The sequence below is a fragment of the Kosakonia sp. MH5 genome (genome assembly GCF_009935945.1).
GTDB lineage: Bacteria > Pseudomonadota > Gammaproteobacteria > Enterobacterales > Enterobacteriaceae > Kosakonia > Kosakonia radicincitans.
On the sequence record NZ_QODH01000008.1, the window covers coordinates 208,786 to 224,563 of the forward strand.

General features: G+C 57.2%; 14 protein-coding genes. 12 read left to right on the forward strand and 2 right to left on the reverse strand.

Annotated elements, in window-relative coordinates; genetic code table 11:
• Positions 1-177 precede the first annotated feature (177 nt).
• Genes nifU through nifM form a run of 6 tightly spaced genes read left to right on the forward strand, consistent with a single transcriptional unit; the run spans position 178 to position 4,875 of the window.
• Positions 178-1,017: a Fe-S cluster assembly protein NifU gene (gene nifU, locus DK872_RS20330; protein WP_007374966.1), complete on the forward strand. Its 840-nt coding sequence runs from the start codon at positions 178-180 to the stop codon at positions 1,015-1,017.
• Positions 1,018-1,031: 14 nt separating this feature from the next.
• Positions 1,032-2,234, forward strand: a complete 1,203-nt coding sequence (gene nifS / locus DK872_RS20335) for a cysteine desulfurase NifS (RefSeq protein WP_007374965.1) — start codon at positions 1,032-1,034, stop codon at positions 2,232-2,234.
• Positions 2,235-2,244: 10 nt separating this feature from the next.
• Positions 2,245-3,384 carry a homocitrate synthase gene (gene nifV, locus DK872_RS20340; RefSeq protein ID WP_035943433.1) on the forward strand — a complete coding sequence of 380 codons (1,140 nt, stop codon included), beginning with the start codon at positions 2,245-2,247 and terminating at the stop codon, positions 3,382-3,384.
• A gap of 2 nt (positions 3,385-3,386) precedes the next feature.
• Entirely contained in the window at positions 3,387-3,644 is a 258-nt protein-coding gene (locus DK872_RS20345) for a nitrogenase-stabilizing/protective protein NifW (protein ID WP_007374963.1), read from the forward strand.
• Positions 3,641-4,084: a nitrogen fixation protein NifZ gene (locus DK872_RS20350; protein WP_007374962.1), complete on the forward strand. Its 444-nt coding sequence runs from the start codon at positions 3,641-3,643 to the stop codon at positions 4,082-4,084. The genes DK872_RS20345 and DK872_RS20350 overlap by 4 nt, the downstream gene beginning before the upstream one ends.
• Positions 4,081-4,875 carry a nitrogen fixation protein NifM gene (gene nifM / locus DK872_RS20355; protein WP_161518762.1) on the forward strand — a complete coding sequence of 265 codons (795 nt, stop codon included), beginning with the start codon at positions 4,081-4,083 and terminating at the stop codon, positions 4,873-4,875. Before DK872_RS20350 ends, nifM begins: the two co-directional genes overlap by 4 nt.
• A gap of 142 nt (positions 4,876-5,017) precedes the next feature.
• Here the strand turns inward: nifM and DK872_RS20360 are convergent, their stop codons facing one another.
• Positions 5,018-5,548, reverse strand: coding sequence for a flavodoxin (locus DK872_RS20360; RefSeq protein ID WP_035885760.1), 531 nt, complete (start codon positions 5,546-5,548; stop codon positions 5,018-5,020).
• Between the two features lie 356 nt (positions 5,549-5,904).
• On the opposite strand from DK872_RS20360, the gene nifL reads away from it, so the two are divergent.
• The 6 genes from nifL to DK872_RS20390 all read left to right on the forward strand — a co-directional run bounded on the left by nifL (position 5,905) and on the right by DK872_RS20390 (position 14,307).
• Positions 5,905-7,392 carry a nitrogen fixation negative regulator NifL gene (nifL, locus tag DK872_RS20365; protein WP_007374959.1) on the forward strand — a complete coding sequence of 496 codons (1,488 nt, stop codon included), beginning with the start codon at positions 5,905-5,907 and terminating at the stop codon, positions 7,390-7,392.
• Entirely contained in the window at positions 7,389-8,963 is a 1,575-nt protein-coding gene (gene nifA, locus DK872_RS20370) for a nif-specific transcriptional activator NifA (RefSeq protein ID WP_007374958.1), read from the forward strand. The genes nifL and nifA overlap by 4 nt, the downstream gene beginning before the upstream one ends.
• Positions 8,964-9,129: 166 nt before the next feature.
• Complete coding sequence (gene nifB, locus DK872_RS20375; protein WP_007374957.1) at positions 9,130-10,536, forward strand: nitrogenase cofactor biosynthesis protein NifB; 1,407 nt, start codon at positions 9,130-9,132, stop codon at positions 10,534-10,536.
• The gene (locus tag DK872_RS20380) at positions 10,533-11,045 is read left to right on the forward strand and encodes a nitrogen fixation protein NifQ (protein ID WP_172825171.1); all 513 of its coding nucleotides are present in this window, start codon (positions 10,533-10,535) and stop codon (positions 11,043-11,045) included. The genes nifB and DK872_RS20380 overlap by 4 nt, the downstream gene beginning before the upstream one ends.
• A 197-nt stretch (positions 11,046-11,242) precedes the next feature.
• Positions 11,243-12,481, forward strand: a complete 1,239-nt coding sequence (locus tag DK872_RS20385; RefSeq protein ID WP_035885761.1) for an EAL and HDOD domain-containing protein — start codon at positions 11,243-11,245, stop codon at positions 12,479-12,481.
• Between the two features lie 260 nt (positions 12,482-12,741).
• Entirely contained in the window at positions 12,742-14,307 is a 1,566-nt protein-coding gene (locus DK872_RS20390) for a methyl-accepting chemotaxis protein (protein WP_035885762.1), read from the forward strand.
• A gap of 30 nt (positions 14,308-14,337) precedes the next feature.
• On the opposite strand, the gene DK872_RS20395 is transcribed toward DK872_RS20390, so the two are convergent.
• On the reverse strand, positions 14,338-15,756 hold the full coding sequence (locus DK872_RS20395) for an aldehyde dehydrogenase family protein (RefSeq protein WP_161518763.1): 1,419 nt from the start codon (positions 15,754-15,756) through the stop codon (positions 14,338-14,340).
• Positions 15,757-15,778: the final 22 nt, after the last annotated feature.

Below are 15,778 nucleotides of genomic sequence, written 5' to 3' on the forward strand. Positions count from 1 at the left end.
CCAACATAAAACTGCGACATAGTTCGCGGTTTTATGTCAGGCGTCAAAATCATCTCATTGAAATATAACGACTTAATCTTCTGGTACTGCTTTTGCTTCAACGATATTACCCGCTGTTGATTGACGCGGTGTAATGCGCTCCGGCGCGTTCCGTCATACATACTGGGAGCCAAAAGCATGTGGAATTACTCCGAGAAAGTGAAAGATCATTTTTTTAATCCCCGTAACGCCCGGGTGGTGGAAAACGCCAACGCCGTGGGTGATGTGGGATCGTTAAGCTGTGGCGATGCGTTACGGCTGATGCTGCGAGTGGATCCGCAAGATGAAACCATTCTTGAGGCCGGGTTTCAGACCTTTGGCTGCGGCAGCGCAATTGCCTCTTCTTCCGCCTTAACGGAACTGATTATCGGCCGCACACTGGCGCAGGCCGAACAGGTCACCAACCAACAAATTGCCGATTATCTTGACGGTTTACCGCCGCAAAAAATGCACTGCTCGGTCATGGGCCAGGAAGCGCTGCGCGCTGCCATCGCCAACTACCGCGGCGAAACGCTGGAAGATGACCACGAAGAAGGCGCATTGATTTGTAAGTGCTTTGGCGTGGATGAAGGACAGATTCGCCGCGCGGTGCTGAGCAACGGGCTGACCACGCTGGAAGAGGTGATCAACTACACCAAAGCAGGCGGCGGCTGTACTTCGTGTCATGAAAAAATCGAACTGGCGCTGGCGGATATTCTCGCGCAGCACCCGCAGGTCGCCGCGCCGGTTGCGACAACCAAAGATCCGCACTGGCAGGAAGTGGTTGATGCCATCACTGAACTGCGCCCGCATATTCAGGCCGATGGCGGCGATATGGCGCTGCTCAGCGTGGCAAATCATAAAGTCACGGTCAGCCTCTCCGGCAGTTGTAGCGGCTGCATGATGACCGACATGACGCTCGCCTGGTTACAGCAAAAACTGATGGAACGCACCGGCTGTTATATGGAAGTCGTGGCCGCTGAAGCCGCAGCGTATTAACAGAGGGGAAAAACATGAAACAGGTTTATCTGGATAACAACGCCACCACGCGAATCGATCCAATGGTGCTGGAAGCGATGATGCCCTTTCTGACCGAGCATTATGGCAACCCCTCTTCGATTCATGATTTCGGCACGCCTTCCCGTGCGGCCCTTGAGCGCGCGCACCAGCAGGTTGCTGCCCTGCTTGGCGCCGATCATGCCAGCGAGATTATTTTCACCTCCTGCGCGACCGAAGCCACGTCAACCGCGCTGCACGCCTGCGTGGAACTGATGCCGGAGCGCCGGGAAATCATCACCACCGCGGTCGAGCACCCGGCCACGCTCGCCGTTTGCGAACACCTGGAGCGCCAGGGTTACCTGATCCACCGCATTGGTGTGAATAGCGACGGCGCGCTGGATATGGAGCAGTACCGCCAGGCGCTCAGCTCCCGGGTGGCGGTGGTCAGCGTGATGTGGGCGAACAACGAAACCGGCGTACTGTTTCCGGTGATTGAAATGGCAGCCATGGCGCAGGAACACGGCGCGCTGTTCCACTGCGATGCGGTACAGGTAGTCGGTAAAATTCCGTTGGATATTGGCCGCACGCAGATCGATATGCTCTCCTGCTCGGCGCACAAACTGCACGGACCGAAAGGTGTCGGCTGCCTCTATCTGCGGCGCGGAACGCGTTTTCGTCCGCTGTTGCGCGGAGGCCATCAGGAGCGCGGACGCCGCGCAGGGACGGAAAACATCGCCGGGATTGTCGGCATGGGCACAGCCTGCGAACTGGCGCAGATCCATCTGCCCGGTGCCGCCTCGCTGGCGCAACTGCGCGATCGACTGCAGGAAGGGCTTATCGCGCAGGTGCCTTCCGTGATGGTGATGGGCGGCAACCAGCCGCGCGTACCCGGCACCACCAATCTGGCGTTTGAGTTTATCGAAGGGGAAGCCATTTTATTGCTGCTGAACCAGGCGGGAATTGCGGCGTCGAGCGGCAGCGCCTGTACCTCCGGTTCGCTGGAGCCTTCGCATGTCATGCGAGCGATGAACATTCCTTACACCGCCGCGCACGGCAGTATTCGTTTCTCGCTGTCACGCTACACGCGTGAAAAAGAGATCGACTACGTGATCGACACCCTGCCAACGATTATTGCCCGCCTGCGGATGCTCTCGCCCTACTGGCAGGAGGGAAAACCCGGGGCGGCTGAATCGGCATTTGCGCCGTTATACGGCTAAGGCGGCGAGCATGAATGTGCTTATCAACGACACCACCCTGCGCGACGGCGAACAGAGCCCGGGCGTCGCGTTTCTCGCCAGCGAGAAAATCGCCATCGCCGAGGCGCTGTTTGCGGCGGGCATTACCGCGCTTGAAGTCGGCACGCCAGCGATGGGCGACGAGGAGCGCCAGCGCATTTTGCAGGTGCGCCGGCATTTGCCCGCGGCAACGCTGATGTCCTGGTGTCGGATGAACCGCGACGAGATCCACCAGAGCGCGGATCTCGGTATGGACTGGGTGGATATCTCCCTGCCCGCTTCGGATAAGCTGCGCCAGTACAAGCTTCGCGAACCGCTGCCGCAGTTGCTCGATAAACTGGGCTCGCTGATTGCACAAGCGCGGACGCTGGGCATGCAGGTCTGTGTCGGCTGTGAGGATGCCTCACGCGCCAGCGATCAGACGCTGAACCAGATTGCCGATATCGCCCGCGAGGCGGGCGCGAAACGGCTGCGTTTCGCTGACACTCTCGGCCTGCTCGATCCCTTTACCACCACCACCCGCATTCAGGCGCTTGGCGAATACTGGCCGGGCGAAATCGAAATGCACGCCCACAACGATCTGGGGCTGGCGACCGCCAATACGCTGGCGGCGGTACGCGCCGGAGCCACCAGCGTCAACACAACCGTGCTGGGGCTGGGCGAACGCGCAGGCAATGCCGCGCTGGAAACCGTTGCGCTGAGCCTGAGCCGCTGTCTGCAACGGGATTGCGGCGTTGATTTTACGCGCCTGCCGTCCCTGTGTCAGACCGTGGCCGACGCGACACAGCGGGCGATTGACCCGCAGCAACCGCTGGTCGGTGCGCAGGTGTTCACCCATGAATCCGGCGTTCATGTCGCCGCGCTGCTGCGCGATCGCGAAAGCTATCAGGCGATTGATCCGGCGCTAATGGGGCGCGAGTACCGGCTGGTGCTGGGCAAACACTCCGGTCGCCAGGCGGTGGATGGCGTCTTCGCCCGCATGGGGTATCACCTCGATACCCTACAAATCGATCTGCTGCTGCCGGCGATCCGCCGCTTTGCCGAGCGCTGGAAACGCACGCCGAAAGAGGATGAGCTGGTGGCAATTTACGATGCGCTGTGCGGGGAATCCGCACACTTTGCGAGGGGCTGACGATGGAGTGGTTTTATCAAATCCCCGGCGTGGATGAGCTCGATACCGCCGAGTCTTTTTTTGAATTCTTCAGCGTGCCGTATGATCCGCTGGTGCTGCGCCACTGCTGTCTGCCGGTGCTGCGGGAGTTTCACCAGCGGCTGCGGCAAAACGTACCGCTGCGCAATATGCTTGAAGAGGCGCCCCGCGCCCCGTGGCTGCTGGCGCGCCGGTTGCTGACGGAGAGCTATCAGCACTACCTTCCGGAGCGTACCCCATGAGACAAAAATTCGATTTTGGCGAAGAGGTGCGCGTTACTCGCGCCATTCGCAATGACGGCACCATGCGCGGCTTTGCGCGCGGCGACCTGCTGGTTCGTCGCGGCAGTACCGGTTTTGTCCGTGAATGGGGCACATTTTTGATGGATCAGATTATCTATCAGGTACATTTTCTCGATGATGATTTGGTGGTTGGCTGCCGCGAGCAGGAGCTACTGCCGCTTTCTGTGCCGTGGCACGCCGGGCAGTTTCAGTATGGCGATCGGGTTGCCTGCCGCCACGCGCTGTCGGTAAATGGCGAAGTGGTGGTCGCCGCCGGAGAGCATGGCCGTATTGAAGGAACAGACCAGGGCGAAGGCGGAGAGAGTTACACCGTCACGTTTTCCGGACGCTGGTTCCAGGTGCCCGCCAGCGCCATGATCCTGCTGGAGGCTGACGCATGACGCCGTGGCAACGCTTCGCCCGACGGCGGCTGGCGATAACGCGCTGGCAGTGCGAACCGGAACACATTCCTGCCGATCAACAAAGCGCGTTTGACGATGCCTTCACCCGCCAGTGTCAACTGGAACAGGCGGTGGTGGAAGTTGCCGCCAGTGCCCCCCTGCCGGATAGCGTGCTGCAGAGTGTCGCAACCTCGCTGGCAAGCTGGCTGGATGGCGGGCATTTTTCTGCTGACGAACGGCAGACGGTGGTCCGGCATCATGCCCGCATGGAGTGGCAGTTCGCCGAGATTGCCGGGCGCGCCCCGCTGCCGGACGATTTACAGGTGCTGGCCTGGTATCAGCAACATCAGGCGCAGTTTATGCGCCCGCCGCAGCGGCTGACATCTCACCTGTTGCTGACGGTCGATAACGACGATGCCGCAGTGCAGCGCCAGATCCGCCGTTTTCATCAGGACATTAGCGTCTCGCGCCAGCACTTTGCCCGGCTGGCACAGCGCCACTCCCACTGCCCCAGCGCGCTGGAAGGCGGACGTCTTGGCTGGATAAGCCAGGGGTTGCTCTATCCCGAACTCGACGCTGCGCTGTTTGCGCTGGCAGAAAATGGCCTCAGCGCGCCTATCGAAACCCGCCTCGGCTGGCATCTGTTATGGTGCGAAGCGATCCGCGACGCCGCGCCAATGCCGCAGGAGGAAGCGCTGGAAAAAGCACGAAGCTATTTGGTTCGTCAAAACCAGCAGCAGTACCAGCGCCAGTGGCTGGCAGCGTTAACCCGCAGCGTGATGGCGGATTAATTTCACCTTTAGTACAACAATGCCGGATGGCGGCTGTGCCTTATTCCGGTCAATAATTGCGCCAACAGGGTTCCAGGCCTGATAAACGTAAGTGTCATCAGGCATTTGGCCGGGTAAACACAGTGTTACCCGGCCATATCACTTACAAAAACACCGGCTTAAGCGTTTCCAGCCAGGCATCCAGGCGCTCGTCGGTCAGGTCATACTGATTGTCCTGATCGATCACTAAGCCGACAAATTTATCCGCTTCCAGCGCCGACGAGGCATTGAATTCATAGCCTTCATTCGGCCAGTGGCCGACAATCTGCGCACCGCTGTTTTTCAGCGCGTCATACAGCGGGCGCAGGCCGCTGACAAAGTTATCCGGGTAGCCCACCTGGTCGCCAAGACCAAACAGCGCGACGGTTTTGCCGCTCAGGCTGTTGCTATCAAGCTGGGCGACAAACTCTCCCCATGACGCCTCCTCACAGCCCGCATCCAGCCCTGGCAGTTGCCCGTCGCCGAGCGTCGGCGTCCCCAGCAGCAGTACCGGATAAGAAAGAAACCTGTCGAGATCGGTACGGTTGATATTCACCGGCGCATCGGCCGCCGCACCCAGTTTTTGGTGGATCATTTTGGCAATCTTGCGGGTTTTGCCCGTATCGGTACCGAAAAAAATTCCAATGTTAGCCATAGCGTGCTCCTGTGAGAAAAAGTATGAATCCGCCCTGAACAGGCGGCTATCACCGGAGATATTGCGAAGGCTGTGCCAGTTTTTTGCCGTGCAATAACTGCACCGTATTGGTCAGTTATGCACCAGGGCGGCGCTTCTTTATCCGCCCGATTATACGGCGCCGCGCACAGCCAGAGGGCAAAAGGCTAAAAATCGGCGGCAAACAGGGATCTGGATCAATCTTACGGCGAGTAATGCGGGCCAAAGGCGCACCCTTTGCATGGTTAATGAGCGTCCGTTTATGTTCGGACGAAAGTCGACAGGTGGCACAAATTGTCATAACTGCGACATTCCCATGTTGACCACAGGAGTTTGTGATGACCCTGAATATGATGATGGACGCCGCCGCGCCCGCCGAGATCGCCGGGGCGCTCTCACAACAGCATCCCGGGTTGTTTTTCACCATGGTTGAACAGGCGCCCGTCGCGATTTCACTGACCGATGCCGATGCCCACATTCTCTACGCCAACCCCGCGTTTTGCCGCCAGTCGGGGTATGAACTGGAAGAGTTGTTGCAGCAAAACCCGCGCCTGCTTGCCAGTAAGCAGACGCCGCGTGAAATCTACCAGGATATGTGGCACACCCTGCTGCAACACCGTCCGTGGCGCGGGCAGCTGATCAACCGTCGCCGCGACGGCAGCCTGTTTCTGGTGGAGATCGACATTACCCCACTGTTTAATGCGTTCGGCAAACTCGAACATTACCTGGCCATGCAGCGCGACATCAGTACCAGCTACGCGCTGGAACAACGGCTGCGCAATCATATGACGCTGACCGAAGCCGTCTTGAATAACATTCCGGCGGCGGTTGTGGTGGTGGATGAACGCGATCAGGTGGTGATGGATAACCTCGCCTACAAAACCTTTTGCGCCGATTGCGGCGGTAAAGAACTGCTCACCGAACTCAATTTTTCCGCCCATAAGGCGGAGCTGGCGCAGGGCCTGGTGCTGCCGGTAGCGCTGCGCGGCACCGTGCGCTGGTTGTCCGTTACCTGCTGGGCGCTGCCGGGCGTCAGTGAAGAAGCAGGCCGCTACTTTATTGATAGCGCCGTGCCGCGCACGCTGGTGGTGATCACCGACAATACCCAGCAGCAGCAACAACAGGAACAGGGGCGTCTTGATCGTCTGAAGCAGCAGATAACCAGCGGTAAATTGCTGGCGGCGATCCGCGAATCGCTGGACGCCGCGCTGGTGCAACTCAATTGCCCAATTAATATGCTGGCCGCCGCACGTCGCTTAAATGGCGACGATCACAGCAATCTGGCGCTGGATGCCGCCTGGCGTGAAGGTGAAGAAGCGATGGCGCGGCTGCAACGCTGCCGTCCGTCGCTGGAGCTGGAAAGCCCGGGAGTCTGGCCGCTCCAGCCGTTCCTTGACGATCTACGCGCCCTGTATCACACCCGCTATAACCAGGGCGAAAACCTGCAAATTGAGCTGGAATCCCCCGATCTGGTGGGCTTTGGCCAACGAACACAACTGCTTGCCTGCCTGAGCCTGTGGCTCGACAGAACCCTGGATATTGCCGCGGAGCTACGTGATTTCACGGTACAGACTCAGCTTTACGCCCGCGAAGAGAGCGGCTGGCTGTCGTTCTATTTAAACGACAATGTGCCGCTGATTCAGGTGCGCTATACCCATTCCCCCGATGCGCTCAATGCGCCCGGTAAAGGCATGGAGCTGCGGCTGATCCAGACGCTGGTCGCCCACCATCGCGGCGCAATAGAACTGACCTCCCGCCCTCAGGGAGGCACCTGCCTGACCCTGCGTTTCCCGTTATTTCACTCACTGACCGGAGGCTCACTATGACTCAGCGAACCGAGTCGGGTACAACCGTCTGGCGCTTTGACCTCTCCCAGCAGTTCACCGCCATGCAGCGTATCAGCGTGGTGTTAAGCCGGGCGACGGAGGTCGGGCAGACGCTACAGGAAGTGCTGTGCGTGCTGCACAACGATGCCTTTATGCAGCACGGGATGATCTGTCTGTACGACAGCCAGCAAGCGATCCTTACCATTGAAGCCTTGCAGGAGGCCGATCAGCAGTTAATTCCCGGCAGTTCGCAGATTCGCTACCGTCCAGGCGAAGGGCTGGTGGGCACGGTGCTGTCACAGGGACAATCGCTGGTGCTGCCCTGTGTCTCCGACGATCAGCGTTTTCTCGATCGCCTGGGATTGTATGATTACAGCCTGCCGTTTATCGCCGTGCCACTGATGGGGCCAAACTCGCAGCCTATCGGCGTGCTGGCCGCCCAGCCGATGGCCCGCTACGAGGAGCGGCTACCCGCCTGCACGCGTTTTCTGGAAACCGTCGCCAATCTGGTGGCGCAAACCGTTCGCCTGATGACGCCGCCCAGCGTCGCGCCCTCACCCCGTGCTGCTGCCGCGCAGATTGCCAGCCAGCGCGGATGCGCATCGTCGCGAGCGTTTGGCTTTGAAAACATGGTCGGTAAAAGCGCGGCTATGCGTCAGACGCTGGAAATTATTCGCCAGGTATCACGCTGGGACACCACGGTGCTGGTGCGTGGCGAAAGCGGAACCGGTAAGGAGCTGATAGCCAATGCTATCCACCACAATTCACCGCGCGCCGCCGCGCCGTTTGTCAAATTCAACTGCGCAGCGCTGCCCGATACGCTGCTGGAGAGTGAACTCTTCGGCCATGAAAAAGGCGCATTTACCGGCGCAGTGCGCCAGCGTAAAGGCCGCTTCGAACTGGCGGATGGCGGTACGCTGTTTCTTGATGAGATCGGCGAAAGTAGCGCCTCGTTTCAGGCGAAATTGCTGCGTATCTTGCAGGAAGGCGAAATGGAACGCGTCGGCGGAGACGAAACGCTGCTGGTGAATGTACGGATCATTGCCGCCACTAACCGTAATCTGGAAGAGGAAGTGCGGCTGGGGAATTTTCGCGAAGATCTCTACTATCGCCTCAATGTGATGCCCATCTCCCTGCCCCCGCTCCGCGAGCGCCAGGAGGATATTGCCGAGCTGGCGCATTTTCTGGTGCGCAAAATCGCGCAAAACCAGAACCGCACGCTGCGCATCAGCGATGGAGCGATCCGTTTGTTGATGAGCTATAGCTGGCCTGGAAACGTGCGTGAACTGGAAAACTGCCTTGAGCGCTCGGCAGTCATGTCGGAAAGCGGGCTAATCGATCGCGACGTGATTTTGTTTCACCACCGGGAAAATCTGCCAAAACCGCCGCAGCCCAGTGCGCCGCGCGAAGAGAGCTGGCTCGATCAGAACCTTGATGAGCGACAAAGATTGATTGCCGCGCTGGAGAAAGCCGGTTGGGTACAGGCAAAAGCCGCGCGCCTGCTGGGAATGACCCCGCGCCAGGTCGCCTATCGTATTCAGACCATGGACATTACCATGCCGAGAATGTAGCGCAGGTTTTTGTGACATTCGGCACATTGTCAGCCAAACGCCACAAACTCGACAAACAAACGACGACACGGTGAATTTAAAACATTAATTTTCAGTAAGTTACATTAACAACAAGCGGTACAGGTTTTGCAGCAGGAGGTTATGACCACACAAACAAGGTACGCCCATGACTTCCTGCTTATCCGCCGCTGGTGGTTCACGCTGTCACTCCGGGCAGCGCGAACCTTTATCTGATGTCGTTGCCGGTAAGGTGGCGTCGCACCCCTGCTACTCGCAAAACGGTCATCACCGCTATGCCCGTATGCATCTGCCGGTCGCGCCTGCCTGTAACCTGCAATGTAACTACTGCAACCGCAAATTTGATTGCAGTAATGAATCGCGCCCCGGTGTCTCGTCATCCCTGCTGACGCCGGAACAGGCGGTAGCCAAAGTACGCCATGTAGCCGCCGCGATCCCTCAATTGTCCGTGGTTGGTATCGCCGGGCCTGGCGACCCGCTGGCCAACATTCAACGCACATTCACCACTCTGGAAATGGTGCGCGAACAGCTCCCCGACCTGAAACTTTGCCTCTCAACCAACGGGCTGATGCTACCGGATGCGGTAGAGAGACTGGTAAATGTTGGCGTTGACCATGTCACGGTGACGATCAATACGCTGGATGCCGATATCGCGGCGCAAATCTACGCCTGGCTGTGGCTGGACGGTGAACGTTACAGCGGGCGTGAAGCCGGTGAGATCCTGATTGCCCGCCAGCTTGAAGGCGTGCGTCGCCTGACGGCGAAAGGCGTGCTGGTGAAGATCAACTCGGTATTGATCCCTGGCATCAACGATGGCGTCCTGAGCGATGTCAGCCGCGAACTGCGCGCCAGCGGAGCCTTTATTCATAATATTATGCCGCTGATTGCCCGCCCGGAGCACGGTACGGTGTTCGGCCTGAACGGGCAGCCGGAACCAGATGCGCAGATGATAGCCCAGGTGCGCGAGCGTTGCGGCGAGCTGATGCCGCAGATGACGCACTGCCAGCAGTGCCGCGCTGATGCGATTGGCATGCTCGGTGAAGATCGCAGCCAGCAGTTTGCCCTGACGCCGGTTGAAGAGTCTCCGCAGCCGTGGTTGCCAACGCTTTACCGCCGGGCGCAGTTGCATGCCAGCATTGCCACGCGCGGTGAATCGGAAGAGCCGGATGCCTGCCTGGTGGCGGTCGCCTCCACGCGTGGCGATGCGATTGATTGCCACTTTGGTCATGCCGATCGCTTTCGCATTTACAGCCTGTCGGCAGCGGGCGCGGTGCTGGTCAATGAGCGCTTTACGCCGAAATTTTGTCAGGGAAGCGACAACTGCGAACCGCAGGACAGCGACGCGCGGATGGCCGCAGTTCTCGATCTGCTGGCCGATGTGAAAGCAGTATTTTGCGCCCGTATCGGCTACGCACCGTGGCAAAAACTGGAAGCGCGCGGCATTCAACCCTGCGTCGATCACGCCTGGCAACCGGTTAACGAGGCGCTGACCGGCTGGTGGCAGCAGTGGCGGAAAAATGCGCAGTCCGATCCTGCGTCACGGGGGGTGGCATGATGCCTGTTCACGATTGGCTGCGGCGTTTGCTGTGGCTCTATGCACACGGAGAAGGCTGTTATCCGCTGATGATGGGCTTGCGGGCGACCGAATGGGATGCCCTGCAGGCGCAGTTCGATCCTCCCACGCAGCCGATGCCTGCCGATTGTTTGCTGCGGCAAAAGCTGATGAGCGAGCTGAATGCCACCCGCAGCGACGAACAGCAACAACTGGCGCAGTGGCTGGCGGGCTATATGGCGCCAGGCGCGGCGCCGATGCACAACATTATCGCCAGTGTTTCGCTGGCGTTTAACCACCTGTGGCAGGATCTGGGGCTAAGCTCGCGTCAGGAATTGCGCGAATTAATGAGTGACTGTTTTCCTCTGCTGGTAGAAATGAACAGCGAAAATATGCGCTGGAAAAAGTTTTTTTATCGTCAGCGCTGCCTGCATTCTGCTGGCGAGCTTATTTGTCGTTCCCCAAGTTGCGACGCCTGCTGCGAACGCGCATTCTGTTTTGCCCCTTCCTGAAAATATTTCACGCGGCCCGCTAACCTTAAGTGAAACGGGCCACTGCTGCCGTGCATTTCTTATTTGTTGCCCTATATTTTTTAACATTGAAGGTGAAATATCCCGCAACAATCACAGGGATCATGTAGCCGTGATGTTACTGTTACTTATATAGTGCATAACGAAGATAAGAAGTACGCAGGCGCGCGAGGTGGCAAATGTACTCTTTTGTAGCCAGACAGGCGATTTTTGATAACCAATTGAATACTGTTGGTTACGAACTGCTCTTCAGGGACAGTATGGATAACCGATTCCCGGATGTTTCCGCCGAGCAGGCCACTACCCAGTTGATTGAAGAGCAATTTCTTAGCGCTCCGGTGGGGCGTAAAAACGACAACAGCACCGTATATGTCAATTTCCCCTATCAGTTACTGGTTCAGGGGCTGGCGGAAACCCTGCCAAAGAACCGCGTGGTGATTGAAATACTCGAAGATGCCGACCCGGATCGCTCATTGCTGGAAGTGGTAAAACGTATGCACACCCTGGGCTTTCGCATCGCGCTGGATGACTTCATTCCCGGTAACGAATGGGATGCCTTTATTCCGTATATCGACGTGATTAAATTTGATATAAGGAGAAGCCCGCGCGAGGAAATCGGTCACTATATTCGCACTAACCGCGAATCGTTGCGTCATGCCGTATTACTGGCAGAGAAAGTTGAAACCTATGATGAGTTTGAATCCTATAAAAAATTGGGCTTTCATCTTTTTCAGGGTTATTTTTTCAGCAAGCCGGTGGTCACCAAACGGAATAAACTGGTACAGAACCAGGCATTTGCCCTGAAATTAATGCAGGAAGTGAACGTTGAATCGCCAAATCTTAATAAAATTGAAGAGCTGTTAAAACGCGATGTCACGTTGTCGTTTAAAATTATGCGCTATGCGCAAAATATCCTTTATAACACCCGTGGCGTGAGCGGTTTTCGTAGTCAGTCGCTGCGCGATATTGTTGTTTATCTTGGCATTAATGAAATGCGCCGCTTTGTATTGATGGCCTGTCTGACCTCCTTCGACAACGTGACCAATACGGAGATTTATTATCTGAGTCTGATTCGCGCTAAATTCTGCGAACTGGTTGCAGAACGGACTTCCGCCGCCAGTCTCAGCAATGATGCCTTTATGGTCGGTCTGTTTTCATTGCTGGATGTGATCCTCGGCCTGCCGCTCGAAGAGTTAATGGGGCAAATCGCCGTGTCACCGGAGGTTGCAACCGCGCTGGAAAATGAGAGCGGTAGGCTCTATCCGTTTGTGCAGCTCGCGCGTCTTTTCGAGCTGAGAAGATGGGAAGAAGCCAGCGATATCAGCCACGAAATCGGCCTGCCCAATTCCGCCGTCGCAGAGTTAATGAACCAGGCGACAAAATGGGCAGATGAACTGCCATTAAGCCTGTCACATTAATTTTTACCCCCCATTTTTCAGTGTGCGGAAAATAATCTCTTTCTGCACGATTAGCGCATGTAAAACATTATTTCAATCCTCACAAATACAAATCATTTACATTATTAACAGCCAAAATGGTTTTATCCTAAATTACGCGTTGCGATGTGGGCTTTTGCACAATTACCTCAGTAAATTGTGATATTGATCAGATAAATAAATCAATAAAATCTTAAAAGCTGCCGTTATTAATACTATCTTCCTTTACACAGCGTTGAATTATGAAAAAATTATCACAAGCCACCGTATTGACTAAATTGCTTATCGGTTTCTCCATCCTCATTGTCATGATGTTACTGTTGGGCATTGTGTCCATTTATCAGCTCAATATGAGCAAAGATCACATTGATCAGTTCCGCAAAAATCGCATGCCGGGCGTGCGCTATACCCTTGAAATGCGCGGCGTCTTAGCCGAAATGCGCTTACAGCAGGTGCAGTACATCGCTTCGACAACACCGGAATCGCTGGAGCAGCACCGCGGCGAATTACTGCAAAACCAGGAGACGTTCCTGCGCGCGCAGCAGGCGTACGCCAATATCTCCGCGCACGATCCACAAGAGATGCGCGCCCTCTTCGCCACGGTGGTCGATAACTTCAAAAACTTTATCGATGTGAACGCCAAAGTTATCGAAGAGATGAAAAACGGCAACGCCGCAGAAGCCGCCAAAATCAGCGGCGCGGTGTCATCGAAATACCGCACACAGTTAATGAAAGACCTGGCTACGCTGGTGGATATGGAAGTCGCGCTGGGCAATGATGCCGGTGAAGCCTCGCAGGCGGCCTATAAACAGGCGATCTATATGCTGAGCGGTTTGCTGCTGCTGGCGCTGATTGCAACCGGCGTGATTGCCCTGTTTATCTCGCGTAACCTGGCGCGCCAGCTTGGCGGCGAACCGGCTTATGCAGTGTCAATCATGAAAGAAATTGCCGCAGGAAATCTGGGTACGCAGGTCAAACTGCGCGACAACGATACCCAGAGCCTGCTGGCGACCATCAACTTTATGAATGCCCGACTGGCCGGGATCATTAACGGCATAATCGACGGCAGTGAATCCATTTCCCACGCCGCCAGCGAAATCTCCGAAGGCAACAACGATCTGTCGCAGCGTACCGAAGAACAAGCCGCTTCGCTGGTACAAACGTCGTCGAATATGCAGCAAATCACGGAGAACGTGAAGAGTAACGCGGAAAACGCCCGTAAAGCGAGCGACCTGGCGCGTCAGACCTCGCAGACCGCCGTCAAAGGCGGTAAAGAAGTGGATGACATGCTGAAACGCATGCATGAAATTTCGGCCAGTTCGCAGAAAATTGTCGACATTATTTCCGTGATTGAAGGGATCGCCTTCCAGACTAACATTCTGGCGCTGAACGCCGCCGTTGAAGCCGCCCGCGCCGGAGAACAGGGTAAAGGCTTTGCCGTGGTTGCCGGTGAAGTACGCAACCTGGCGCAGAAAAGCGCCGAGTCCGCAAAAGAGATCAAGCAACTGATCGAAGGAACGGTGGAGAAAATCACCGACGGTTCGCGCTACGCCGACACAGCCAGCCGGGCGATGGAAGAGATTGTCACCTCGGTGAACAAGGTGACGGATATCGTTGCGGAGATTTCAGCCGCTTCAACCGAACAGCATCAGGGTATTAAAGAGATCAGCGTCGCCATCGACCAGATGGATCAGGTAACTCAGCAGAACGCCACGCTGGTGGAACAGGCAGCCGTTGCCGCGCAGTCGATGACCGAGCAGAGCGAAGGCCTGCGCGATTCAGTGCGTTATTTCCAGTTGGCACGCTAAAACCGCTTGCAGGCCCGCCCGCCGGGCCTGCTATTCGCTGATGATCGCTTTAGGTTCCATAAACGCCGACAGCCCCCACACTCCCATCTCCCGCCCGATTCCTGAGTGTTTAAAGCCGCCAAACGGCGCGCGCGGCTCATGCGCCAGCGTATTGACCTGCACACGGCCCGCATGGATTTGCGCTGCCACGCGCTGCGCCCGTTCGCGGTCTTCACCCAGTACCAGCGCGCTTAAACCGTATTCCGTATCATTAGCGATAGCCACGGCATCAGCCTCATCCTGGTAGCTCATCACCGTCAGCACCGGCCCGAAAATCTCTTCCCGCGCAATGCGCATTTCGTTTCGCACATCGGCAAACAGCGTTGGCCGGACAAACCACCCTTGCCCGCAGTTTTCCGGCCGCCCTTCACCACCCGCCAGCAACCGTGCGCCCTCCTGCAATCCAAGACGAATATAAGATTGCACGCGCTGCCACTGCTTTTCACTGACCATCGGCCCGACGGTGGTCGCCGGATCGCGCGGATCGCCAACGTTCACCGCCGCCATTGCCTTCGCCAGCGCGGCTTCGCACTCGGCTTTGCGTGATTGCGGAACCAGAATTCGCGTTCCGGCGATACAGGCCTGGCCACTGTTCATCAACCCGGCCTGGATCGCCAGCGGCACGGCGGTCGCTAAGTTGGCGTCATCAAGAATAATCGTCGGCGATTTACCGCCCAACTCCAGCGTTACGCGCTTAAAACTCTCCGCAGCGTTGCGCAGAATCGCTTTTCCTGTCGCGGTAGAGCCAGTAAATGAGATTTTCGCCACATCTGGATGACGGCTAATCACCTCGCCGACCACGTCGCCCCGCCCGGTGACAATATTAAATACGCCCGGCGGCAGTGCGGCCTGATGCAACGCATTGATCACTACCTGCGTTTGCAACGCGCTCATCTCACTGGGTTTGATAACCGCCGTACAGCCCGCAGCCAGCGCGGCGGCCAGTTTGCCACAGATAAATCCGGCGTTGCTGTTCCACGGCGTGATAAGCCCGGCCACACCCAGCGGCGTCATCGCCACCTGCGCCAGGCCAATCTGCGAGCGAAACGTAAAGGCTTTTAACGCAGAAATCGCCTCATCAACCACCGCGACCGGGTAGCGGGCCATCCAGACGGCGCGGGTTTCCGGCGCGCCATATTCCATGACGATCGCCTGCAACAACGCCTGTTTGCTGCCAGCCAGCGCATCGCGCATTCGCGTCAGTGCCGCCACGCGTTCGGCCACGGTAGTCGCAGACCAGCCAGCAAACGCCGCTTTTGCCGCCGCTATCGCCCGCTGCGTATCCTCTTCATTGGCCAGACGCACCTGACCAATCACTTCGCCCGTCGCCGGGTTAAAAAGGTCGAATCGCTCGGTACCCTGCGGCGTGACCCATTCACCGTTAATCGAAATCTGTTCTACCTGGTGCATTTGAACCTCCTTCAGGACAGTT

Excerpts from the sequence above, each read along its gene's own strand:
- nifU (WP_007374966.1), top strand. The coding sequence starts at position 178 with ATGTGGAATTACTCCGAGAAAGTGAAAGATCATTTTTTTAATCCCCGT.
- nifS (WP_007374965.1), top strand. The coding sequence starts at position 1,032 with ATGAAACAGGTTTATCTGGATAACAACGCCACCACGCGAATCGATCCA.
- nifV (WP_035943433.1), top strand. The coding sequence starts at position 2,245 with ATGAATGTGCTTATCAACGACACCACCCTGCGCGACGGCGAACAGAGC.
- DK872_RS20345 (WP_007374963.1), top strand. The coding sequence starts at position 3,387 with ATGGAGTGGTTTTATCAAATCCCCGGCGTGGATGAGCTCGATACCGCC.
- DK872_RS20350 (WP_007374962.1), top strand. The coding sequence starts at position 3,641 with ATGAGACAAAAATTCGATTTTGGCGAAGAGGTGCGCGTTACTCGCGCC.
- nifM (WP_161518762.1), top strand. The coding sequence starts at position 4,081 with ATGACGCCGTGGCAACGCTTCGCCCGACGGCGGCTGGCGATAACGCGC.
- DK872_RS20360 (WP_035885760.1), bottom strand. The coding sequence starts at position 5,548 with ATGGCTAACATTGGAATTTTTTTCGGTACCGATACGGGCAAAACCCGC.
- nifL (WP_007374959.1), top strand. The coding sequence starts at position 5,905 with ATGACCCTGAATATGATGATGGACGCCGCCGCGCCCGCCGAGATCGCC.
- nifA (WP_007374958.1), top strand. The coding sequence starts at position 7,389 with ATGACTCAGCGAACCGAGTCGGGTACAACCGTCTGGCGCTTTGACCTC.
- nifB (WP_007374957.1), top strand. The coding sequence starts at position 9,130 with ATGACTTCCTGCTTATCCGCCGCTGGTGGTTCACGCTGTCACTCCGGG.
- DK872_RS20380 (WP_172825171.1), top strand. The coding sequence starts at position 10,533 with ATGATGCCTGTTCACGATTGGCTGCGGCGTTTGCTGTGGCTCTATGCA.
- DK872_RS20385 (WP_035885761.1), top strand. The coding sequence starts at position 11,243 with ATGTACTCTTTTGTAGCCAGACAGGCGATTTTTGATAACCAATTGAAT.
- DK872_RS20390 (WP_035885762.1), top strand. The coding sequence starts at position 12,742 with ATGAAAAAATTATCACAAGCCACCGTATTGACTAAATTGCTTATCGGT.
- DK872_RS20395 (WP_161518763.1), bottom strand. The coding sequence starts at position 15,756 with ATGCACCAGGTAGAACAGATTTCGATTAACGGTGAATGGGTCACGCCG.